The sequence below is a fragment of the Bradyrhizobium sp. 191 genome, assembly GCF_023100985.1.
Lineage (GTDB): Bacteria > Pseudomonadota > Alphaproteobacteria > Rhizobiales > Xanthobacteraceae > Bradyrhizobium > Bradyrhizobium diversitatis.
In genome coordinates this window covers 352,151-374,715 of sequence record NZ_CP064692.1, presented here as the reverse complement: position 1 = coordinate 374,715, position 22,565 = coordinate 352,151, and the positions used below count along the sequence as shown (strand labels likewise).

General features: G+C 65.1%; 21 protein-coding genes. 13 read left to right on the top strand and 8 right to left on the bottom strand.

Going from position 1 to position 22,565, the window contains the following annotated elements; all coding sequences use genetic code 11:
- The first annotated feature begins 134 nt into the window (after positions 1-134).
- Genes dusB through ntrC form a run of 3 tightly spaced genes read left to right on the top strand, consistent with a single transcriptional unit; the run spans position 135 to position 3,760 of the window.
- Positions 135-1,136: a tRNA dihydrouridine synthase DusB gene (gene dusB, locus IVB23_RS01695; RefSeq protein WP_247804729.1), complete on the top strand. Its 1,002-nt coding sequence runs from the start codon at positions 135-137 to the stop codon at positions 1,134-1,136.
- Positions 1,133-2,308 (top strand): nitrogen regulation protein NR(II), encoded by a 1,176-nt coding sequence (locus IVB23_RS01690; protein WP_028179545.1) that lies wholly within the window; start codon positions 1,133-1,135, stop codon positions 2,306-2,308. Before dusB ends, IVB23_RS01690 begins: the two co-directional genes overlap by 4 nt.
- A 9-nt stretch (positions 2,309-2,317) precedes the next feature.
- Positions 2,318-3,760, top strand: coding sequence for a nitrogen regulation protein NR(I) (gene ntrC / locus IVB23_RS01685; protein WP_025036261.1), 1,443 nt, complete (start codon positions 2,318-2,320; stop codon positions 3,758-3,760).
- 168 nt (positions 3,761-3,928) lie between these two features.
- Here the strand turns inward: ntrC and IVB23_RS01680 are convergent, their stop codons facing one another.
- Positions 3,929-4,075: a hypothetical protein gene (locus tag IVB23_RS01680; protein ID WP_197488759.1), complete on the bottom strand. Its 147-nt coding sequence runs from the start codon at positions 4,073-4,075 to the stop codon at positions 3,929-3,931.
- A gap of 176 nt (positions 4,076-4,251) precedes the next feature.
- Between IVB23_RS01680 and IVB23_RS01675 the strand changes: the two genes are divergently transcribed.
- From IVB23_RS01675 to hflX, 4 genes are all read left to right on the top strand, one after another.
- The gene (locus IVB23_RS01675; protein WP_247802309.1) at positions 4,252-6,654 is read left to right on the top strand and encodes a PAS domain-containing sensor histidine kinase; all 2,403 of its coding nucleotides are present in this window, start codon (positions 4,252-4,254) and stop codon (positions 6,652-6,654) included.
- A gap of 17 nt (positions 6,655-6,671) precedes the next feature.
- Positions 6,672-8,042 (top strand): sigma-54 dependent transcriptional regulator, encoded by a 1,371-nt coding sequence (locus tag IVB23_RS01670; protein ID WP_028136496.1) that lies wholly within the window; start codon positions 6,672-6,674, stop codon positions 8,040-8,042.
- 310 nt (positions 8,043-8,352) lie between these two features.
- The gene (hfq, locus tag IVB23_RS01665) at positions 8,353-8,601 is read left to right on the top strand and encodes an RNA chaperone Hfq (protein WP_028179548.1); all 249 of its coding nucleotides are present in this window, start codon (positions 8,353-8,355) and stop codon (positions 8,599-8,601) included.
- A gap of 11 nt (positions 8,602-8,612) precedes the next feature.
- Complete coding sequence (gene hflX, locus IVB23_RS01660; RefSeq protein ID WP_061881582.1) at positions 8,613-9,992, top strand: GTPase HflX; 1,380 nt, start codon at positions 8,613-8,615, stop codon at positions 9,990-9,992.
- A 210-nt stretch (positions 9,993-10,202) separates the two neighbouring features.
- Here hflX and mazG read toward each other — a convergent pair whose 3' ends face one another.
- On the bottom strand, positions 10,203-11,054 hold the full coding sequence (gene mazG / locus IVB23_RS01655; protein ID WP_247802308.1) for a nucleoside triphosphate pyrophosphohydrolase: 852 nt from the start codon (positions 11,052-11,054) through the stop codon (positions 10,203-10,205).
- Between the two features lie 125 nt (positions 11,055-11,179).
- Here mazG and queC point away from each other — a divergent pair, with 125 nt between their 5' ends.
- Positions 11,180-11,893, top strand: a complete 714-nt coding sequence (queC, locus tag IVB23_RS01650) for a 7-cyano-7-deazaguanine synthase QueC (RefSeq protein ID WP_061881584.1) — start codon at positions 11,180-11,182, stop codon at positions 11,891-11,893.
- Positions 11,894-12,101: 208 nt separating this feature from the next.
- Here queC and IVB23_RS01645 read toward each other — a convergent pair whose 3' ends face one another.
- Genes IVB23_RS01645 through nthA form a run of 3 tightly spaced genes read right to left on the bottom strand, consistent with a single transcriptional unit; the run spans position 12,102 to position 13,758 of the window.
- A complete protein-coding gene (locus IVB23_RS01645) occupies positions 12,102-12,479 on the bottom strand; it encodes a nitrile hydratase accessory protein (RefSeq protein ID WP_247802307.1) in 378 nt (125 codons plus the stop codon).
- Entirely contained in the window at positions 12,479-13,138 is a 660-nt protein-coding gene (gene nthB, locus IVB23_RS01640; protein WP_061881586.1) for a nitrile hydratase subunit beta, read from the bottom strand. Before nthB ends, IVB23_RS01645 begins: the two co-directional genes overlap by 1 nt.
- On the bottom strand, positions 13,135-13,758 hold the full coding sequence (gene nthA, locus IVB23_RS01635; RefSeq protein WP_197966244.1) for a nitrile hydratase subunit alpha: 624 nt from the start codon (positions 13,756-13,758) through the stop codon (positions 13,135-13,137). Before nthA ends, nthB begins: the two co-directional genes overlap by 4 nt.
- Positions 13,759-13,877: 119 nt before the next feature.
- Between nthA and IVB23_RS01630 the strand changes: the two genes are divergently transcribed.
- From IVB23_RS01630 to IVB23_RS01620, 3 genes are all read left to right on the top strand, one after another.
- Complete coding sequence (locus tag IVB23_RS01630) at positions 13,878-14,684, top strand: enoyl-CoA hydratase/isomerase family protein (RefSeq protein ID WP_061881841.1); 807 nt, start codon at positions 13,878-13,880, stop codon at positions 14,682-14,684.
- A gap of 242 nt (positions 14,685-14,926) precedes the next feature.
- Positions 14,927-16,069, top strand: coding sequence for a methionine ABC transporter ATP-binding protein (locus IVB23_RS01625; protein ID WP_247802306.1), 1,143 nt, complete (start codon positions 14,927-14,929; stop codon positions 16,067-16,069).
- Positions 16,059-16,724 (top strand): methionine ABC transporter permease, encoded by a 666-nt coding sequence (locus IVB23_RS01620; RefSeq protein WP_061881587.1) that lies wholly within the window; start codon positions 16,059-16,061, stop codon positions 16,722-16,724. The genes IVB23_RS01625 and IVB23_RS01620 overlap by 11 nt, the downstream gene beginning before the upstream one ends.
- Before the next feature lie 6 nt (positions 16,725-16,730).
- Here the strand turns inward: IVB23_RS01620 and IVB23_RS01615 are convergent, their stop codons facing one another.
- Both IVB23_RS01615 and IVB23_RS01610 read right to left on the bottom strand, forming a co-directional pair.
- Positions 16,731-17,720, bottom strand: coding sequence for a helix-turn-helix domain-containing protein (locus tag IVB23_RS01615; protein WP_247802305.1), 990 nt, complete (start codon positions 17,718-17,720; stop codon positions 16,731-16,733).
- A complete protein-coding gene (locus IVB23_RS01610; protein WP_197488761.1) occupies positions 17,668-17,919 on the bottom strand; it encodes a hypothetical protein in 252 nt (83 codons plus the stop codon). Before IVB23_RS01610 ends, IVB23_RS01615 begins: the two co-directional genes overlap by 53 nt.
- Here IVB23_RS01610 and IVB23_RS01605 point away from each other — a divergent pair.
- Entirely contained in the window at positions 17,900-19,096 is a 1,197-nt protein-coding gene (locus tag IVB23_RS01605; RefSeq protein ID WP_247802304.1) for a serine hydrolase, read from the top strand. The genes IVB23_RS01610 and IVB23_RS01605 overlap by 20 nt on opposite strands.
- Before the next feature lie 15 nt (positions 19,097-19,111).
- Entirely contained in the window at positions 19,112-21,103 is a 1,992-nt protein-coding gene (locus tag IVB23_RS01600; protein ID WP_247802303.1) for a primary-amine oxidase, read from the top strand.
- Between the two features lie 9 nt (positions 21,104-21,112).
- Here IVB23_RS01600 and IVB23_RS01595 read toward each other — a convergent pair whose 3' ends face one another.
- Positions 21,113-22,564, bottom strand: a complete 1,452-nt coding sequence (locus IVB23_RS01595) for an aldehyde dehydrogenase (protein WP_247802302.1) — start codon at positions 22,562-22,564, stop codon at positions 21,113-21,115.
- Position 22,565 lies beyond the last annotated feature (1 nt).

Here is a 22,565-nt window from a genome sequence, read left to right as displayed (position 1 = left end):
AACTGTCTAAACTGTAGGCATGACGCTTGACTGCACAAGAATTGTGCGCAAGATAGATCATGGCAGGCGCGATGAAGCGCTGCACAGTCAACGAGACCCCTGTGACCGGCTCGGCAGTATCCGGCTCTAAGCCGTTGAAAATAGGCGATATTGATATCGCCACCCCGGTCTTCCTGGCACCGATGTCGGGTGTGACTGACTCGCCCGTCCGCCGGCTGGCCGCCGAGCTTGGGGCGGGTCTCGTGGTGTCCGAAATGACCGCGAGCGATGAGCTCGCCAATGGCCACCGGATGTCCCGGTTGCGCTGCGAAGCCACCGGCATCGGCCCGCATGTAGTCCAGCTCGCCGGCTGCGAGACGCACTGGATGGCCGAAGGCGCCCGGATCGCCGAAGCCGAAGGCGCCGATATCATCGACGTCAACATGGGCTGTCCGGCCCGCCACGTCACCGGCGGCCAGTCCGGTTCAGCCTTGATGCGCGACCTTGACCATGCCGTCAGCCTGATCGATGCGACGATCGCTGCGGTGAAGGTGCCGGTGACGCTGAAGATGCGGCTCGGCTGGGACGACCAGACGCGCAACGCGCCGGAGCTGGCGCGGCGCGCGGAAGCAGCAGGCGTCGAGCTCGTCACCGTCCATGGCCGCACCCGCTGCCAGTTCTACAAGGGCGATGCCGACTGGGATGCGATCCGCGCCGTACGCGAGGCCATCTCGATCCCGCTCGTCGTCAATGGCGACATTACGTCTTACGAGAAGGCGCTCGCAGCATTGGAGGCCTCAGGCGCCGACGCCGTGATGATCGGCCGTGGTGCTCAGGGCCAGCCCTGGCTGCCCGGTCAGATCGGCCGCCGCCTGCAGGGCGGGGCCGAGGAGGCGACGCCTTCGCTCGAAACGCAGCTGCATTATGTCCGCACGCTCTATGATGGCGTCTGCGCGCTCTATGGCCTGCGCATCGGACTGAGGCATGCCCGCAAGCATCTGAGCTGGGCACTCGACGTCGCGGCGCAGGTGAGCCGTGCGCCGGCGGAGAAGCTGAAATCCTGGCGCCAGAAGATCCTGGTCTCTGAGGATCCGCGTCTCGTTCACAAGTCACTGCAAGATGCCTTCGACGACTTCGCATGGAGCGCTGCTGCATGAGCTCAGCCGCTGAACATCGTCGGCCCCTTCAGTCCGACAGCGACGCGATCCTGGACGCCTTGCCCAATCCCGTGCTCATGATCGGGCCGGACGGCAAGATCGTCGCCGCCAATATCGCGACCGAAGCCTTCTTCGAGATCTCGACGCAGTTCCTGAAGCGGCAGTCGCTGAAGGAGCTGGTGCCGTTCGGCAGCCCGTTGCTGGCGCTGATCGACCAGGTGCGCTCGTCGAATTCGCCGGTCAACGAATACAAGGTCGATCTCGGCACGCCGCGCATGGGCGGCGACCGCCAGGTCGATCTGCACGTGGCTCCTCTCACGGAGCGGCCCGGCCACATCGTGGTGATGCTCCAGGAGCGCAGCATTGCCGACAAGATGGACCGCCAGCTCACCCATCGCAGCGCCGCGCGTTCGGTGATCGCGCTCGCCGCGATGCTGGCGCACGAGATCAAGAATCCGCTGTCCGGCATCCGCGGCGCGGCGCAGCTTCTGGAGCAGCAGGCCTCGTCCGAGGACCGCATGCTGACGCGGCTGATCTGCGACGAGGCCGACCGCATCGTGACGCTGGTCGACCGCATGGAGGTGTTCGGCGACGAGCGCCCCGTGGTGCGCGGCCCCGTCAACATCCATTCGGTGCTCGACCATGTGAAGCGGCTGGCGCAGTCGGGCTTTGCCCGCAACATCCGCTTCGTCGAGGACTACGATCCCTCGCTGCCGCCGGTGCTGGCGAACCAGGATCAGCTGATTCAGGTGTTCCTCAACCTCGTGAAGAACGCCGCCGAAGCCCTGATCGACGTGCCGGACGCCGAGATCCAGCTCACCACCGCGTTCCGCCCCGGCGTGCGCCTGTCAGTTCCCGGTCAAAAATCCAGGGTATCCCTGCCGCTGGAATTCTGCGTGAAGGACAACGGACCAGGCGTGCCGGACGATCTTCTGCCCAATCTGTTCGATCCCTTCGTGACCACCAAGCAGACCGGCTCGGGTCTCGGCCTGGCGCTGGTCGCCAAGATCGTCGGCGATCACGGGGGCATCATCGAATGCGAATCTCAGCCGCGCAAGACCACCTTCCGCGTGCTGATGCCGATGTATTCCACATCGGTGAAACATGCCGATCAAAGCAGTCGCGCCGACTCTGCCGGTAAGTCGTCGCCTGCGTCACAGGGGGCAAAATGAGGATCAACGATGCCCGCAGGTAGCATTCTCGTAGCCGATGACGATACCGCCATCCGCACCGTACTCAATCAGGCTCTGTCCCGCGCCGGTTACGAGGTGCGGCTGACCGGCAATGCCGCAACGCTGTGGCGCTGGGTCAGCCAGGGCGAGGGCGACCTCGTCATCACCGACGTGGTGATGCCGGACGAAAACGCCTTCGACCTGTTGCCGCGGATCAAGAAGATGCGGCCGAATCTGCCCGTCATCGTCATGAGCGCGCAGAACACGTTCATGACGGCGATCCGCGCTTCCGAGCGCGGGGCCTACGAATATCTGCCCAAGCCCTTCGACCTCAAGGAGCTGATCGCCATCGTCGGTCGCGCGCTCGCCGAGCCGAAGGAGCGGACGTCGACGCCGGACGAAGATGCCGAGATGGAGGCGATCCCGCTGGTCGGCCGCTCGCCGGCGATGCAGGAAATCTACCGCGTGCTGGCGCGCCTGATGCAGACCGACCTCACCGTGATGATCACGGGCGAGTCCGGCACCGGCAAGGAACTGGTGGCGCGGGCGCTGCACGATTACGGCAAGCGCCGCAACGGCCCGTTCGTCGCGGTCAATATGGCGGCGATTCCGCGCGATCTCATCGAGTCCGAATTGTTCGGGCACGAGCGCGGGGCCTTCACCGGCGCGAACACCCGCGCCTCCGGCCGGTTCGAGCAGGCCGAGGGCGGCACGCTGTTCCTGGATGAGATCGGCGACATGCCGATGGAGGCGCAGACCCGCCTGCTGCGCGTGTTGCAGCAGGGCGAATACACGACGGTCGGCGGCCGCACGCCCATCAAGACGGACGTGCGCATCGTCGCGGCCTCCAACAAGGATCTGCGTGTCCTGATCCAGCAGGGCCTGTTTCGCGAAGACCTGTTCTTCCGCCTCAACGTCGTACCGTTGCGGCTGCCGCCCTTGCGCGAGCGCATCGAGGATCTGCCGGATCTCGTGCGGCACTTCTTCACGCTGGCCGAGAAGGATGGCCTGCCGCCGAAGAAGCTCGACACGCTGGCGCTGGAGCGGCTGAAGCAGCACCGCTGGCCCGGCAACGTGCGCGAGCTGGAAAATCTCGCCCGGCGCCTTGCCGCGCTCTATCCGCAGGACGTGATCACGGCCTCCGTCATCGATGGCGAGCTTGCGCCGCCCTCGGTCAGTCCGGGCGCCGCGGTCCAGCAGGGTGTCGACAATCTCGGCGGCGCGGTTGAGGCGTATCTGTCCTCGCACTTCCAGGGCTTCCCGAACGGCGTGCCGCCGCCCGGCCTCTATCACCGCATCCTCAAGGAGATCGAGGTGCCGCTGCTCACGGCCGCGCTGGCCGCCACCCGCGGCAACCAGATCCGTGCCGCCGACCTGCTCGGCCTCAACCGCAACACGCTGCGGAAGAAAATCCGGGATCTCGACATCCAGGTCTATCGGAGCGGGGGCTAGTCCCTCGAAGCGGACGGTAGCTCAGCTCCCCCTACCATGGTGGAGCTGAGCCTGTCCGAATCGCGCTGGCCGTTGTGGCTGACGCGGTGAGCAGAAGTCCCGACGGGACTGTAATGTTCCGCCCGCACATTCAAATTGATCATTCCAGCCGCAACGCGGCCATCACATCTATCTGACCAGTCCGCCGGGTGCTGGCACCACGCTCGCGAGATTCAGGAGCGGCTGCTGAAGACCGAGGCCGTTGACCAAGAGGTCGGCGGCCACGATCAGCAGCAGAACGGCCGAAACCATCGTCGCGAGAAAGATCCTATCCATGCGGATCAAGCCGGGATGGTGGGAATCCGTTCCGCCCAAACGGCATGTGCCTGTGGATTGCGCGGGTCCGCCATGGCGGACGCGCCGCGGAATTGTCGCAATTCGGCAACAATGTGGTACGAATACATCAGTATCCGCGCGTCCGCGGACCCGTTTTCAGCACCGCCATTGCCGGAATGACCAGCGCAGATACCTCGGCCGCACACTTTGACACGGCCCCAGCGGAAGAGCCCCGGCGTTGGTCGGTGCGCCGCTGGCTGGCACCCTTTGCCGTGGCGCTGGCGCTGCTGTCGGCCCTCCTGACCTTCCTGGTCCTGACGGGTCTGAGCACGATCGAGCCGACGCCCGGGGTGGTCCGCACATTCTATCTGATCAATGCCGCCACGATCCTGCTGCTGGTCGGGATCATCATCCGGGAACTCTGGCAGCTGATCCTGGCGCGGCGGCGGGGCAGGGCGGCGGCGCGTCTTCACGTCCAGATCGTCAGCCTGTTCTCGATCGTGGCGGTGCTGCCGGCGGTGCTGGTCTCCGTCGTTGCCAACGTCACCATCGAGCGCGGCCTCGACCGGTTGTTCTCCGGCCCGACCAAGGAGGTGATCCAGAACTCATTGACGATCGCGCGGGCCTATATGCAGGACCACGCGCAGCTGATCCGCGGCGACATTCTCGGCATGGCCAACGATATCGCGCACGCAAGGCCGCTCTACGACCAGGATCGCCGCTCGTTCCGGGAGATGCTGACGGCGAGTGCCGCCTCGCGCAATTTGCCGGGCGCGATGATCATCGACAAGAACACCAATATCCTGGAATCCGCCGACACCGGCATGCGGCTGGCTTATTCGCCGCCCGCGCCGGACTTCCTCAGCAACGTCAACGAGAACGAACCCGAGATCGCGGTCCTCCCGGACGCGAGCTTCGTCGCCGCGGTGATCCGCCTGCGCGCCTTCAACGACACCTTCCTCTATGTCGCCCGTCCGCTCGATCCGAACGTCGTCAATCAGCTCAAGCAGACCGAAGTCAGCGTCGCCGAATACGCCCAGATCGAGTCACGCCGCCTCGGCATCCAGGTCGCCTTCGCGCTGATGTTCGCGGTGATCGCGCTGACCATCCTGATGGCCTCGGTGCTGATCGGCCTCAACTTCGCCAACTCGCTGGTCTCGCCGATCCGGCGGCTGATGAACGCGGCCCATACGGTTTCGACCGGCGACCTCCATGTGAAGGTGCCGGTGCATCAGTCGGAAGGCGATCTCGCCCAGCTGGGCGAGACTTTCAACAAGATGACGCAGGAATTGCGCAGCCAGCGCGACGAACTGGTCAATGCCAGCGACCTCATCGACAGCCGCCGCCGTTTCATCGAGGCCGTGCTGTCCTCGGCGAGCGCCGGCATCATCGGCGTCGATGCGTCCGGCAGCGTCGGCATCCTCAATCGCTCGGCTGAGAAGCTGATCGGCCACTCCGAAGCGGAGACGCTGGGCCATCCGCTCTCGGACGTGCTGCCCGAGCTCGACGAGATGATGAAGACGGCGCGGGAAGGGACCCAGCGCCTGGTGCAGGGGCAGATCACCATCACCCGCGACGGTGCCGAGCGCAATCTGTCGGTCCGCGTCAGCGCCGAGAAGAACCAGCCGCACGACAGCTACATCATCACGCTCGACGACATCACCGAGCTGGTCTCGGCCCAGCGCACCTCGGCCTGGGGCGACGTGGCGCGCCGCATCGCTCACGAGATCAAGAACCCGCTGACGCCGATCCAGCTCTCCGCCGAGCGCATCCGCCGCAAGTTCGGCAAGTCCATCACCGAGGTCAAGGACAAGCAGATCTTCGACCAGTGCACCGACACCATCGTGCGCCAGGTCGACGACATCAGGCGCATGGTCGACGAGTTCTCGCGTTTTGCGCGGATGCCCAAACCAGTGATGGAAGGCGAGGACGTCGCCGACACCGTGCGTCAGGCGGTGTTCCTGATGAAGGTCGCCCATCCCGAAATCGATATCGAGGCCGAGTTCAAGGACGATCCGCTCCGCGCCCAGTTCGACCGGCGGCTGATCTCCCAGGCGGTCACCAACATCGTCAAGAACGCCACCGAGGCAATCGAGCAGGTCCCCCCCGAGGAGCTCGGCAAAGGCCGAATCGACGTCGTGGTGTCGCGCGAGGGCGACGACGTGCTGATCGACGTCATCGACAACGGTATCGGCCTGCCCAAGGTCGCGCGCTCGCGCCTGCTCGAGCCGTACGTCACCACGCGTGCCAAGGGCACGGGCCTGGGGCTGGCCATCGTCGGCCGCGTGCTGGAAGACCATGGCGGGCGGATCGAGCTGAAGGACGCCTCCGACTTCCGCGAAGGCCAGCGCGGCGCCTGGATGCGGATGCGCTTTGCGATCTCGGGGCAACCCGCGAAATCTGGGGGCGCCGAGCCAGCGCCCAGCGAAACAACCAAGCCGGAAAACAAGGCAGCGGTCACGGAATCCGTGAACAAATCCAGCAGCGAGCTGGAAACAAAAGAGCCGCCTGCCGGAACCAAAGAGCCGGCTGAAAAGACCAATGAATCAACGAAAATCGAAGCCTCAACGGGCAGCTGACAACACAGGCGCGATCCATGGCAAGTGAAATTCTGATTGTCGATGATGAGGCCGATATTCGGGATCTCGTTGCGGGCATTCTCGAAGACGAGGGGTTCGTGACCCGGACCGCACGCGACAGCGATACGGCGCTCGCCGAGATTGCCAATCGGCGGCCGCATCTGGTGTTTCTCGACATATGGCTGCAAGGCTCCAAGCTCGACGGCTTGCAGCTGCTGGAGCAGGTCAAGAAGGACAATGCCGATCTGCCGGTCGTGATGATCTCCGGCCACGGCAACATCGAGACCGCGGTCGCCGCAATCAAGCGCGGCGCTTACGATTTCATCGAGAAGCCGTTCAAGGCTGACCGGCTGATCCTGGTCGCGACCCGAGCGCTGGAGAACTCGCGACTCAAGCGCGAGGTCAAGGAGCTGAAGCAGCTCGCGCCGAGCGCGAGCCAGCTCGTCGGCCGCTCGCCCAGCATGAACCAGCTGCGCCAGACCATCGAGCGCGCGGCGAAGGCCAACAGCCGCATCCTGATCGTCGGCCCCGCCGGCGCCGGCAAGGAATTGACCGCTCGCACGCTGCATACGGCCTCGGGCCGCGCCGACGGTCCCTTCGTGGTGATCAACGCTGCGGCGATCACGCCCGAGCGCATGGAGCACGAGCTGTTCGGCATCGAGCAGTCCAATGGCGAGCAGCCGCGCAAGCCCGGTGCGCTCGAGGAAGCCCATGGCGGCACGCTGTTCATCGACGAAATCGCCGACATGCCGCGCGAGACCCAGAACAAGATCCTGCGCGTGCTGGTGGAGCAGTCGTTCCAGCGCGTCGGCGGTACCGCCAAGGTGCAGGTCGACGTGCGCATCATCTCCTCGACCGCGCGCAACCTGGAGGAGGAGATCGCGGCCGGCCGTTTCCGCGAGGACCTCTATCACCGGCTCTCGGTGGTGCCGATCCGCGTGCCCGCGCTGTCGGAGCGGCGCGAGGACATTCCGGAATTGATCGACTATTTCATGGAGCAGATTTCCGCCGGTAGCGGCCTTCCCAAGCGCCAGATCGGGCAGGACGCGATGGCGGTGCTGCAATCCCATGTTTGGCCCGGCAATGTGCGTCAGCTCCGCAACAACGTCGAGAGGGTGATGATTCTCGCGGCAGGCGGGCCGGAGGTCATCATCACGGCCGACATGTTGCCGCAGGACGTCGGCTCGATGGTGCCGGCGATGCCGACCAGCAACAATGGCGAGCACATCATGGGCTTGCCGCTGCGTGAGGCGCGCGAAGTGTTCGAGCGCGACTATTTAATTGCGCAGATAAGCCGTTTTTCAGGAAATATTTCTCGTACGGCCGAGTTCGTTGGCATGGAACGTTCGGCGTTGCACCGCAAATTGAAAGCGCTCGGCGTCGGCTAATGCGTTTTCGAGCGGGGTGGAGACCGGTTCGCGTCAAGAAGACGCGTCAAAACAATAGGCCAGCGCGCGACCTTGCGGCCAGGCGTCAGGAATAAGCGAGGAAGATCATCGATTTCCGTAGTTTTCCGGGACAATAGGGCGTGGCCTGCCGCGTGAAGCGGCTTGCCTAATATCCCGACCTGTCCTCTAATCGAACCGCTGTTCCTTCCGAGGGGGATCTCATGAGGGACAGCAACCGGGAGAGGCCCCGAACGTCACAAGAGGGCCGCAACCGGCGCAATAAAAAGAAACTCAAAGCGAGAAAAAAACAATGGCGGCAGACCGCGCACAAAACCTACAGGACACATTCCTTAATCACGTTCGCAAAACCAAGACGCCACTGACGATCTTTCTGGTCAACGGAGTGAAGCTCCAGGGCATCGTGACCTGGTTCGACAATTTCTGTTTGCTGCTGCGGCGCGACGGTCACTCGCAGCTGGTCTACAAGCATGCGATCTCGACCATCATGCCGGGCGCACCCATCCAGTTGTTCGAAGGCGGCGAGGATCAGCCGACTTGAGAGTGATCTGATTGGAACCCCGGAATTTCGACGGGGATGCCGACCGTCCGCGGTCGGCAGGGGCCAATACGGGGCGGGTGCTGGTCATCGGCCCCTATTTGCGGGTGCGTGCAGGGAATGCTGACGCGCAATCGGAAGGCCATGTCCTGCGCAACACCGAGGCCCGGCTCGACGAGGCCGCGGGCCTCGCGCGCGCGATCGATCTCGTCATTGCCGATGCCATCATCGCTCCGGTCAATCAGATTCGGCCCGCGACCTATATCGGCAAGGGCAAGGTCGAAGAGATCGCAGGGCTGATCAAGAGTCTGGAGGTCGAGCTCGTGGTGATGGATTGCGCGCTGGCGCCGATCCAGCAGCGCAATCTCGAGAAGGAATGGCAGGCCAAGGTGCTCGACCGCACCGGACTCATTCTGGAGATCTTCGGCCGCCGCGCCAAGACCAGGGAGGGCTCGCTCCAGGTCGAGCTTGCGCATCTCAACTACCAGCGCTCGCGCCTGGTGCGCTCATGGACCCATCTCGAACGCCAGCGCGGCGGTTTCGGCTTCATGGGCGGTCCTGGCGAGACGCAGATCGAGGCGGATCGCCGCCTGATTCAGGAGCGCATTTCCAAGCTCGAGAGCGAGCTGAAAAAGGTACAGGCGACGCGGCGTCTGCATCGCGCCGGCCGCCAGCGCGTACCGTATCGCGTCGTCGCGCTGGTTGGCTACACCAATGCCGGCAAATCGACGCTGTTCAACCGCCTGACCCGCGCCGACGTGCAGGCGGCCGACATGCTGTTTGCGACGCTCGACCCCACCTTGCGCGCACTCACTTTGCCGCATGGCGGCAAGGCGATGCTGTCGGACACCGTCGGCTTCATCTCCAATCTGCCGACCCAGCTCGTCGCCGCCTTCCGTGCCACGCTGGAGGAGGTGCTGGAGGCCGACGTCATCCTGCATGTCCGCGACATCTCGCATGAAGACGCCGAGGCGCAGCAGAGCGACGTCGATGCCGTTCTGCGTCAGCTCGGCATCAACCCCGATGATAGTGGCCGCATTATCGAAGTCTGGAACAAGATCGATCGGTACGATGCCGAGCAACGCGAAGAGCTGCTGAACATCGCCGCGCGCAGGCCGGAGGATCATCCGGCGATGCTGGTCTCCGCTGTGTCAGGCGAGGGCATCGATGCACTGCTCGCCGCGATCGAGGAACGCCTTGCCGCCAAGCGCACCACGCTCGATCTCTCCGTCGACGCCTCGGACGGTGCCGGCATCAGCTGGCTGCATCGTAACGCCGAGGTCCTGTCGAAGGAGCTGCACGACGGCCGCTTCGACATGACCGTGCGGGTGGACGAGACCAAGCGGGATATCGTGGTGAACAGGTTCGACGCCGTGCCGCATCACGCGACGTAGGTCCCGCCTCGTGAGTTGCACCAATTGCGTCCTCAACAGCGATGTCGTCCCGGACAAGCGTAAGCGCAGATCCGGGACCCATAGCCACAGGACGCCGTTTGGCGGAAGGCTCGTGGTTATCAGATTGCCGCTACAACCGCTCCCTGGGGTTATGGGTCCCGGATCTGCGCGCGCTTGAGGCGCGCTTGTCCGGGACGACAGTGAAGTTAGTTAGCCGCGAGCTTGATTCCGCTTCTCTGGTGCTGTCTCCTCACCCTTCGCCGCATTCCACAGCGCGTCCATCTCCGCCAGCGACGCCAGCTCAAGGGTCCGACCCTGCGCCTCCAGCGTCCGCTCGATATAGGCGAAGCGCCGCTCGAATTTCGCATTGGTCACGCGGAGCGCGGCCTCGGGATCGGCATCGACATGGCGGGCGAGGTTGACGAGCGCGAACATCAGGTCGCCGGTTTCCTCCGCCAGCTCCTGCTTGTCGTTGCGGTCGAGCGCGGCCTCGATCTCGTCGGCTTCCTCGCGGATCTTTTGCAAGACCGCGCGCGGGTCGTTCCAGTCGAAGCCGACGGTGGAGGCCTTGCGCTGCAGCTCCATGGCCCGGGTGAGCGCGGGCTGGCCGGCCTTCACACCTGACAGCAGCGATCTATGTGCCGGCGCGTCCTCCGGCGGCCGGCGCGCGGCGCGCTCGGCTTTCTCCTCGGCCTTGATGCGATCCCAGACCTCCTTGACGTGCGAGGAGGCGAGATTGCCGTCCTTGTCGGCAAAGACATGGGGGTGGCGGCGGATCATCTTGCGGGTGATGGCTTCGACGACGTCACCAAAATCGAACGCGTTCTGCTCGGAAGCCATCTGGGCGTGGTACACGACCTGGAGCAGGAGGTCGCCGAGCTCCTCGCGCAGATCGTCGAGATCACCGCGGGCGATGGCGTCGACCACCTCGTAGGCTTCCTCGATCGTGTAGGGCGCGATCGTCGCAAAATCCTGCTCGAGGTCCCAGGGGCAGCCGGTGACCGGCGTGCGCAGCGCCGCCATGATCTCGATCAGACGGGAAATCTCGCGGGAAGGGGTCATTGCGGGGCAGTCTCCTGGGTCCAGAGCCTTATGCCAAAGGCGGGCCGCCGATCCCAGTGCAAGCAGGCGGAACAGGCCGATTTCCACCGATTGGCGGGCACCTCACGCAATGCTAAAGCGCGGGCATGAGTGACGCATTTTCATCCGAGACCGCACTGGTGCTGTTCTCCGGCGGCCAGGATTCCACCACCTGCCTGGCCTGGGCGCTCAGCCGCTTTGCGCGCGTGGAGACACTGGGGTTCGATTACGGCCAGCGCCATGCCATCGAGCTCGCCTGCCGCGACCGCCTGTTCGAGGGTATCAAGGCGCTGCGGGCGGAATGGGCCGCAAAGCTCGGCGAGAGCCATACGCTGTCGATCCCGACGCTGGCGGCCGTGTCCGAGACCGCGCTGACACGCGACGTCGCGATCGCGATGGGGGCCGACGGCCTGCCCAATACGTTCGTGCCCGGCCGTAACCTCGTCTTCCTGACCTTCGCCGCGGCGCTGGCCTATCGACGCGGGATCAGCCACATCGTCGGGGGCATGTGCGAGACCGACTATTCCGGCTATCCCGATTGCCGCGACGAGACCATCCGCGCCATGCAGGCCGCGCTCTCACTCGGCATGGCCAGAAAGTTCGAGCTGCATACGCCCTTGATGTGGATCGACAAGGCCGCGACCTGGAAGCTCGCGCACGATCTCGGCGGCGAGGGGCTGGTCGACCTCATCCGCGAGCAGTCGCACACGTGCTATCTCGGCGAACGCGGCGCGCAGCACGATTGGGGCTACGGCTGCGGCGAGTGCCCCGCCTGCAGTTTGCGCGCGAAGGGGTGGCGGCAGTTCGTGGCGGGGAAGTAGCTCCGCCGCACGGCTCTCGTGCCCCGGACGCAGCGCAGCGCTTCTTCAGCGGTGCGCTGCAGAGCCGAGGCCCATGTTTCCGCACCGCCTCGTGTCGATCTGGATCCCGGCTCGGCGCTGCAACGTTTGCATGTTGCAGCTTGTCCGGGACACGAGAGTGAGCTGCGAGGCCTCACCTTGCTTCTTGGCAATGACGGGTGTGGCCGAGCTAGCCAAAATCCTCCGGCCTGAGCTCGATTGGCTTGCCGTGCGGTGTGCGATCGGCGGCGTGGTCCCAGGCGTCGCGATAGCGGTGCAGCGTTTCCGCGGAGGCGACGCCCTTGCGCGCGACGAGGCCTTCCAGTGTGGCGAGCCAGTGCAGATAGTAAGTCTCGCCCGTATCAGGATCGCCCGCCGCTTGCGCGCGCTTGATCTCGTCGGCGAGTGCGGCGGCCCATTCGGGCCAGGTGAACACGCCGCGCTCGTGCAAGGTCAGCGCCATGGCAAAGGCATGCGCCTCCCAAGGGGCGTGGAAGACAGGGCCGTCGTCATCGCGGGGAATGCTCGGTATGGCCGCCGTCGCGGCCGCAGCAAGCGTCGTGCTCATCACGCCGGGTCCAGATAGGGCTCGAATGCGTCGATCGAAACCTTTGTGGTCGGGTCAGCGTCGGGGCCCCAGAGTTCGCGGCCCTCGAACACCACGGTGTAGAGCCATTGCGGATTCTCGCCGCGCTCCATCGCCGCCGTGTCCGGAAACACGTGACAGCCATGGTTCAGCTCGACCACGCCGACATGGCCGCGCACGTAGCGCGGCAGCCGCGTGTGCGTCGCCGGATGAATATTCTTCGCCCTCACGCGGTCGCCGATGTTGAATTTCGCCGGCGCCGGGGCAGGGCGGTCGAACTTGCCGCGCACCATGATGCGTTCGACGTTCGCGAGATCGAACTTACCGTGCTTGAGTGCCCTTGCGGGCTGCATCGCATGGCCGGCGGCGACTTCCTCCCTGGTGAGGTAGCCCTTGTCGATCAGCATCTCCTCGAGACCGAGGAACCATTTCTTGTAGTAGGAGCTCGCGAGATAGACGTCCGGCGGCAGCGTCTCGCGGTAGAAGCGCGAGGTATCGATGTTGAAGGCGCCGGCAGCGCCCATCGCGCGCACCATGGCAAGCACACGCGCTTCCCAATCCGCGTGGAACATCGGCTCGTTGGGCTCGGGCTCGACCTTGCCGAACCCGTCCATGCCGCCCATGTCGTGCACGCCGTTCATGACGGGGCTCCAGGCTTCCGCGGAAAGCCGGTGCCGATCATGGAGTCGCGGGTGACGAGTTCGGCGAGCTGCTCCTCGCTCCAGCCCTCCGTGCCTGCAGGGCGCATCGGCAGCACGAGGAAGCGCGTCTCGGCGGTCGAATCCCACACCCGAATCTCCATGTCCTTGGGCAGGGTGACATCGAAATCGGCGAGCACGCCGCGCGGATCCTTCACGGCGCGGGAGCGGTAGGGCGCGGCCTTGTACCAGACCGGCGGCAGTCCCAGCATTTCCCAGGGGTAGCAGGAGCACAGCGTGCACACGACCATGTTGTGCCGCTCAGGCGTATTCTCGACCACGACGAGATGGTCGCCGACGCGGCTCACATAGCCGAGCGTGCCGATCGCCTTGCTGCCGTCCTCAAGCAGCGCCGTCTTGAACGCCGGATCGGTCCAGGCCTTGGCGACGACGCGCGCGCCATTATGAGGGCCGATCCTGGTCTCATAGGCCTGGATGATGGCATCGAGCGCGGCCGGCTCGACATAGCCTTTTTCGGTCAGGATCGTCTCGAGCGCGCGCACGCGCAGCTCGGTCTCCGACAGCTCGGAATGATCGTGGTGATGGTCGTGATCGTGGCTCATGGCGGCAAAGATATGCGCAATGGCCCAGGCCTGTCGAGTGTTCCTTGCATCGTGATCGGGTCCCATATTCGTGACGACAATTGTGCGCTAACATCGTTGAAAGCAGCGTGGAGATGATGGTGACGGACTACGTGAAGATCGAGAAGGGCCTTGGGCCCGAGGGCCGGATTGCGGTGGTCCGTTTCGACCGCAGCGACGGCATCAACGCACTCTCGCCGGAGGCATTGCGGCAGCTGACTGCGGCGGCGCGCAGTTTCGAGGATGACGCCGCGACGTCGGTCGTCGTCTTGACCGGCAGCTCGGGCGCGTTCAGCGCCGGCTTCGACCTCAAGGATGCGGAGGGACGTTCGCGCAAGGAGATGGATCTCGGCACGCTGCGGCGGCATCTCAAGCTCGGGCCGCGCCTGACGCACGCCTGGCAGGAGATGGAGCAAATCACGATCGGGGCGATCGAGGGCTTTTGCGTCGGCGGCGGGGTGGCCCTCGCCGTCGCGCTCGACTTTCGCATCATGGGCCGCAACGCGCATTTGCGCGTGCCCGAGATCGGGCTCGGCATGAACATGAGCTGGCAGAGCATCCCGCGCATGCTGCATCTGATCGGGCCGGCCCGCACCAAGCAGGCGGTCATATTGGCCGACCAGCGCATCAGCGCGGACGAGGCCTATGAATGGGGCCTGGTGGAACAGGTGACCGACCCCGGCCATGCCTTCGATGCGGCCATGGAGCTTGCCCGCAAGGTCGCCGCGCAGCCACCGCTCTCGGTCGCTATGACCAAGCTGACCGTCAACCGGCTCGCGCACGCGCTTGACGATCTCGCCAGCCACATGGATGTCGATCAGTTCGCGCTCGCCAGCCTGAGCGAGGATCACAAGGAGGGCGTCGAAGCATTCCTGGCCCGCCGAAAGCCACGCTTCAGGGGCCTGTAGATCGGGCGCGACGGGCCGATGATCCCGTCCGAAGATGAATTTTCTTCGCACGTGACGGATTGGGAAAACTTCGTCCAACTCCTCGCAAATATCTGACATTGCAACGAAGACTGGAAACGGCGATGGTGCGTGCTGCGGTGCAGCGCGCTTCACCCGGCCGGCATCGCAATTCCATCCCCGTCGCTCCCTGCGACCTGATTCCCGTACGTCCATGAGCGGCGCGGGCAAGCGAACTATTGTGCATGAAGGCCGTCTCCATGAACGCCTACCAATCGCTCGCAATCGGACAGCCGATCGAAAGGCTTGAAGCGATTCCTCCTGCCGTGGACGTGATGGTCCGTTTCGAGGACATCTCAAAAACCTATCCGGCCTATCGCGGCAAGCCCGGCGTCAACGCGCTGCAGAATATCGACTTTGCAATTCCGCGCGGTTCCATTACCGGCGTGATCGGCCGCTCCGGCGCGGGCAAGTCCAGCCTGGTTCGGCTGATCAACGGCCTGGAGAAGCCGTCCACGGGCCGCGTGATCGTCGACGGCAGTGACATCTCGGCGCTGACCGGCCGCGCGCTGCGGTTGGCCCAGCGCTCGATCGGCATGATCTTCCAGCACTTCAACCTGCTGTCGTCGCGCACCGCGGCCGACAACATCGCGCTGCCGCTCGAGATCGCCGGCTGGGCCAAGGCCGACATCAAGGCCCGCGTGACGGAGCTGCTCGCGCTCGTCGGCATCGCCGACAAGCACGACCGCTATCCGTCGGAACTCTCCGGCGGACAGAAGCAGCGGGTCGGCATTGCCCGCGCGCTGGCGACGCGGCCGAGCGTGCTTTTGTCGGACGAGGCGACCTCGGCGCTCGATCCCCAGACCACGCGCGCGATCCTCGATCTGCTCGCGAACATCAACCGCGAGCTCGGCGTGACGATCGTGCTGATCACCCACGAAATGTCCGTGGTACGCCAGCTCGCCAAGGAGGTCGTCGTGCTCGACGCTGGACATGTCGTCGAGAGCGGCCATGTCGCCGACATCTTCACCCATCCCAAGCATCCCATCACACAGTCCTTCCTGGCCGAGGTGATCGGCGACAGCCTGCCAGTGTCGCTGGCGAGCCGGATCTTGCCGGGGCCATCGGCCGGCGGCCACGCCGTGATCCGCATCGAGGTGCGTGGGGCAGGGGCCGGCGACACGCTGGTGGCGCGGCTCGCGCGCGAACTCGGCCGCGACGTGTCGCTGCTGTCGGCGCGCATCGACGAGATCGGCGGCCAGCATGTCGGCTCGCTCGTTCTCGGCATTCCTCTCGGTGTTTCCGGTGGCGCGGACGCGGTGACGCGGACGCTGGCCTTTCTGTCTCGACATCAATTCCCGGCGGAGCATCTCGGCTATGTCGCCTGAACTCATCAACCTGATCATCCAGGCGACCTTCGAGAGCCTGTACATGGTCGGCATCGCCGCGATGCTCGGCACCGCCTTCGGTCTGCCGCTCGGCGTCTTCCTCGCGACCAGCCGCAAAGGCGAGTTGTTCGCGGCACCCATCGTCAATCGCGTGCTCGGCATCGTCGTCAACGCGACGCGTTCCACACCGTTCATCATTCTCGTCGTCGCCATCATCCCGTTCACACGCCTCATTGCCGGCACCTCGATCGGATCGAGCGCCGCGATCGTGCCGCTGACCATTGCATCAACGCCGTTCATCGCGCGCCTGGTCGAAGCCGCGATCCGCGAGGTCGACGGTGGCCTGATCGAGACTGCGTCCTCGTTCGGGGCCTCGCCGCTCCAGATCGTGTTCAAGGTGCTGATCCCCGAGGCGCTGCCCGGCCTGTTGCTGGCGCTGACGCTCGCCGTGGTCAGCCTGCTCGGCTATTCCGCGATGGTGGGCGCGGTCGGCGGCGGAGGGCTTGGCGATCTCGGCATCCGCTACGGCTACCAGCGCTTCATGCCGGAGATGATGCTGGCCGTCGTCGTCGTGCTGATCGCACTGGTCCAGCTCGTCCAGAGCGCCGGCGACTATCTGGCGCGCCGGGTCAATCGCCGGCTGCGGCATCGCTGAACCGGATCACGCGGCACGCCTCGCGCGCCGCAGCGTCTCCGAGGGCAGCTCGGCGAAGTGGCGCTTGTAGTCGAGCGAGAACTGGCTGAAGTGCCAGAAGCCGTGCTGCACGGCGACGTCGTAGATGGATGTCCCAGCGCCGCCGGCGCGTTTCAGATCGCGCCGTACGCGGTTCAGCCGCATCGCACGCCAATAGTGCATCGGGCTCGTGCCCAAAACCGCCTGGAAGCAATAGCCGAGCTTGCGCGGACTGGCGCCGACCGCCTTGCAGACCTCCAGCAGCGACAGCGAATGGTTGCCGTTGCCGTGCATCAGCTCGCGCGCGCGATCGACGGTACGCTTGCGTGCGTTTGCGCTGCGGCCGGGATCGGTGGGGCGTGCGGTCGGCAGCATGTCCATGATCTCGACGAGGAGGGCGTCTTCGAGCGCCTGCCGGACGGCCGGATCTTCAAACTGTTCGGGCGCGGTCGCGATGGTCTCGTGAATGGCCTCAAGATGGGCTCGCAATCGTGCGACGGGCGCCCGCGCCACCTCGATCACCCGCAATTGGTGCCAGACTGCGCGCGGCAGATCGATATCGAGCCGGGCGGCGAGATCCCGGATCAGCGCCGCACTGGCGACGACACCGCGCAGCTCGAATGACTTCGGCGTGCATATATCGACCTCGGCGTCGACGCAGGCGATGACCTGGGCGCCTGCAACGCTGGCGCCGTTGCAATTGACCTCGCTGTCACCGCGCCAGGGTAGACCGATGCCAAAGCTGTCGGCGCCAAGCTGACCGTATTGGCGGACCTGCTGGCTGGTGATTTCGCGGAACACCTCGACCCGGGGCAGAGAAAGCTGGGTGAAGCTGCCTCGAAACGCCCCGGCGCTGATCTGGTCGTAACGCAGCCGCCAGCGGCCGAGCGCGGCGCAGTGCTCGTCAACATCCGTACTGCTCGCCTCAAGCAGGCCGGCAGCCGAGTCCTGAATCGGAGGAATTACGCTCAAGGCCATGATAATGCGTCGAAATTTGCAAGCCAAAATCAGCAATAAACGTGCCAAGACTGACACGGCGGACGGCCGAGTCCAGCAAAATATTGCCGGATTTCGATAACGCCCGATAGCGCCGCGGTGCAGATTTTCCTTCCAGCCGTTCCAACAGCGCAGTCGGGATGGCCTTGCGGAGGATCGAGATGCGACCGACCGACGTCATGCGCGGCAGCCCAGCCGCGCCCGAGACCCAGGTGACGCGTGCCAATTGGCGCAGCTATCCCGCGATACGCTGGGGCTTTACCCACACCCGGGAAGTGCTGCCGACCGCAGAAGTCCGCCGCTCGACGCATCCGACGCCGATTCAAACGGCGCCGCGCGAATTGTCAAAGCTCGGCTTCAAAGCGCCGGACGGCCAGCCGACGACGATCTCGGCCACGCTGCGTGAGACATTTGGCGATGCACTGCTGGTCATGCATCGGGGCACGCTGATCCATGAATGGTATGGCGACGGCATGAGCGCGACAACGCCGCATCTGATCTGCTCGATCAGCAAGTCGGTTGCCGGCACGCTCTGCGGCGTGCTGGCCGCGCGCGGCCTGCTCGATCCCGAGGCGAGGGTGGTGCGTTACGTGCCGGAGTTGGAGAATTCCGTCTACGGCAGCTGCACGGTCCGCAACGTGCTCGACATGGCCGTCGCCATCGAGTTCGATGAAGATTACGAGGACCCTGCCGGCGACGTCGCGCGTTACCGCTTCTCCTCGGGCTGGGATGTGCCGCCACCGGGTGTCGAGCCCAGCCACCAGCGCGCCTATCTCATGACCCTGCGCGGCACCGGCAAGCCGCACGGCAAGGTGTTCCACTATGTCTCAACCAACACCGAGGTTCTCGGCTGGGTGTATGAGCGCGCCTGTGGCATGCCTTACCCTCGCATCCTCTCCGAATATCTCTGGCAGCCGATGGGCGCGGAGGAGGACGGCTCCCTGACGCTCGACAGCCACGGCATGGGCCGCATCGCCGGCGGCCTGTCCGTCACTGCCCGCGATCTCATCCGCTTCGGCGAGATGATCCGCTGCCGCGGCGTGGTCGAGGGACGGCAGGTGGTGCCGGGCTGGTGGATCGACGACATCCACGAGAACGGCGATCCCAAGGCCTGGGCCGACGGCGACCTCGCCGATATCTTCCCGGGCGCGCGCTACCGCAGCAAATGGTACACAATCGATCCTTCGCGGTACGATCTCGCCGCGATCGGCATCCACGGCCAGTGGCTCTACATCGACGCGGCTTCCGACACTGTCATCGTCAAGCTCGCAACGCAGCCGAAGGCGATGGACGTTCCGCTCGACCATCGCTGGCTCGCTGCCTTCCGCGCCATCACCGCACATCTCGCCCCGCGCTGACTTCTGGACATCATCATGCTAGACCACGCCAAAGCCCGATCGCCCGCCCAGGCCGCCAACGCGCATGCGCTCGATCCTCTGACGACTGAGGAGATCAGGGCGGCCTGCACGCTGGTGCGTGCGGCCGCAAGCTCGCCGGAGCACTGCCGCTTCCCGACGGTACGGCTGGAAGAGCCGACCAAGCAGGAGCTGGCCGCGGGCGGAGCAGGGCGCCGTGCCTTCGTGCTGACACTTGACATCGCCAACGGCGAGGCCATCGAGCACATCGTCGATCTTGGCCGCGGCGAGATCGTCGATCGGAAGCTCCTCCCCAACCGCGACGTGCCCTATGGGCAGCCACCGGTGATGCTGGAAGAGTTCTTCAAGTGCGAGGCGGTGGTGAAAGCCGATCCCGGCTGGCGCGCTGCGATGCATCGGCGCGGGCTCAGCGATAGGGACATCGAGCTGGTCCAGGTCGATCCGTTCTCCTCGGGCTTCTTCGACATGGAATTCGAGCGCGGCGCGCGCATCGTACGCGCCGTCAGCTTTTTCCGCGAGCATCTGCAGGACAACGGTTATGCCCATCCGATCGAGGGCGTCGTCGCCGTGGTCGATCTGATCGGCGGCAAGGTCATCGATCTCACGGATGCAGATCCGATCGTACCGATCCCGCGCAAGAAGCGAAATTACGGCGCTCACGAAGTCACCAACCCGCGCACCGACATCAAGCCGCTGCATATCGAGCAGCCGGAGGGCGTGAGCTTCAAGGTCGACGGCTGGAAGGTCGATTGGCAGAAATGGAGCTTTCGCGTCGGATTCACGCCACGCGAGGGCCTCGTGCTGCATCAGCTCGCCTACCAGGACGGCGCGCGAAAACGGTCGCTGATCCACCGCGCCAGCGTCACTGAGATGGTCGTGCCTTATGCCGACCCGACCGCGAACCATTTCTGGAAGTCGGCGTTCGATGCCGGCGAATATGGCCTCGGCATGCTCGCGAACGCACTCGAACTTGGTTGCGACTGCCTCGGCAACATCCACTATTTCGACGTGCCGGCGGCCGACAACAAGGGCGAGCCCTTCGTCATGCAGAACGCCATCTGCATGCATGAAGAAGATTATGGAATCGCCTGGAAACACTACGAATTTCGCAACGGCCTGTTCGAGGTCCGCCGGTCCCGGCGGCTCGTGATCTCGTTCTTCGCGACCGTCGGCAACTACGACTACGGCTTCTACTGGTACCTCTACCAGGACGGCACGATCCAGTTGGAGACCAAGCTCACCGGCATCATCCAGACCGCGGCGGTGCCGCCTGGCGAGACTTACAAATGGGGCGGCATGGTCGATGACCAGCTGGGTGGACCGACGCATCAGCACTTCTTCAACGTCCGCCTGCATATGGATCTCGACGGCGGCGGCAATACCGTCACCGAGCACGAGTTCGTGCCGCGGCCCTGGGGCCACGACAATCCACACGGCAACGTGTTCGACACCACCACGCGCGTCCTGTCGCGTGAGCGTGACGCAGCGGCGATCGCCAACGGCGAGATCGGCCGCTTCTGGAAGATCAGCAATCCCAACGAGACCAACTCGGTCGGCAATGCTCCCGCCTATAAGCTCGTGGTCAATCCGAGCCCGCTGATGCTGGCGCAGGAGGGCAGCTATGTGCGCAAGCGCGGCGGCTTCGCCACGAAGCATGTCTGGGTGACTGCGTTCGATGCCAACGAGAAATACGCCAGCGGCGACTATCCCAACGTCCACGCCGGCGGCGACGGCTTGCCGCGCTACGCCGCGCAGAACCGCAACATCGAGAATACCGACATCGTGGTCTGGCACTCCTTCGGCCACACCCATGTCTGCAAACCCGAGGACTTTCCGATCATGCCGGTCGAATATGCCGGCTTCGTGCTCAAGCCGACCGGATTCTTCGCGGCCAATGCGGCCGGAGATATTCCACCGGACCGCAACAGACGCAGCGTGCTGGCCGGCACCGGGAAGGATGCCGGCAGCTCGTGCTGCCAAGAGCAATAGTCCGTCCGGTCAGAACGGATAATGCCGTGGCCCGGTCTGCACGGTGATCCAGCGCAGCTCGGTGAATTCGTCGATCGCCGCCTTGCCACCAAAGCGCCCGTAGCCCGATGCCTTGGTGCCGCCGAACGGCATCTGCGGTTCGTCGTGCACGGTCGGAGCATTGACGTGGCAGATGCCGGCCTCGATCCGCTTGGCAACACCGAGGGCGCGCGCAATGTCGCGACCGAATACCGCGGACGAGAGACCATATTCCGTGTCGTTGGCGACCCGCACGGCCTCGTCGATCCCGCTGACGCGGACGACGGTCACGACCGGACCAAAGCTCTCCTCGCCGTAGATGCGCATCGCCGGCGTGACGTGATCGACGATGGTGGCCGGCATGATGGTGCCGCTCCCGTGTCCGCCCGCCGCGAGCACCGCTCCCTTGGAGACGGCATCGTCGATCAGGCCCCTGACGCGATCGCAGGCAGCAGCACTGACGAGCGAGCCGAGCACGACATTTGCCTTGCTTGGATCGCCGAAAGGAAGCCCCTTTGCCTTGGCGGCGAACTTGGCGATGAAGGCGTCGGCGACCTTGTCGTCGACGACGATCCGCTCCGTCGACATGCAGATCTGCCCCTGGTTCATGAAGGCGCCGAAGGCAGCCGCGTTCACGGCCGCGTCGAGATCGGCGTCGTCGAGGATGACGAGCGGGGCCTTGCCGCCGAGCTCCAGCAGCGCGCGCTTCAGATGTTTGGCGCAAGCCAGCGCAATGAGGCGGCCGACCCGGGTCGAGCCGGTGAAGTTGACGCGGCGGATGGCAGGGTGCGCGATCAGTGCCTCGACGACGGCCTGCGCGTCCTCGGGCGCGTTGGTCACGACATTGACGACGCCGTCACCGAGACCAGCCTCGGAGAGGCAGCTTCCAATCAGGCGGTGCACGCCGGGGCTCATCTCGGAGGCCTTCAGCACCACGGTGTTCCCGCAGGCGAGCGGCATGGCGACTGAGCGGACGCCGAGGATGACCGGCGCGTTCCAGGGCGCAATGCCGAGCACCACACCGACCGGCTGGCGGAACGCCATGGCGAGATTGTCGGGCTTGTCGGTCGGAATGACCTCGCCGGATATCTGCGTCGTCATTGCCGCGGCTTCGCGGAGCATGCCCTCTGCAAGATGCGCGTTGAAGCCGGCCCAGCCCGCGGTGGCACCGGTCTCGGCCACCATCAGCGCGGTGAACTCCGCTGCCCGGCGCGCGAGGATGTCGGCGGCAGCGCTGAGCCGCTTGCGGCGCTCGGAGGGACCGAGCTGCGACCAAGCCGGAAAAGCCGCGGCCGCCGCGTCGGCAGCGCGCATCGCATCGTCGATCGAGGCCGCCGCCACGATGGATGCGATCTCGCCGGAAATCGGGTTGTGACGCTGGAAGGTGCGCTGATTGCTGGCCGACTGGTCCTTGCCGCCGATGAGAAGGTCGATTGCGTTCATG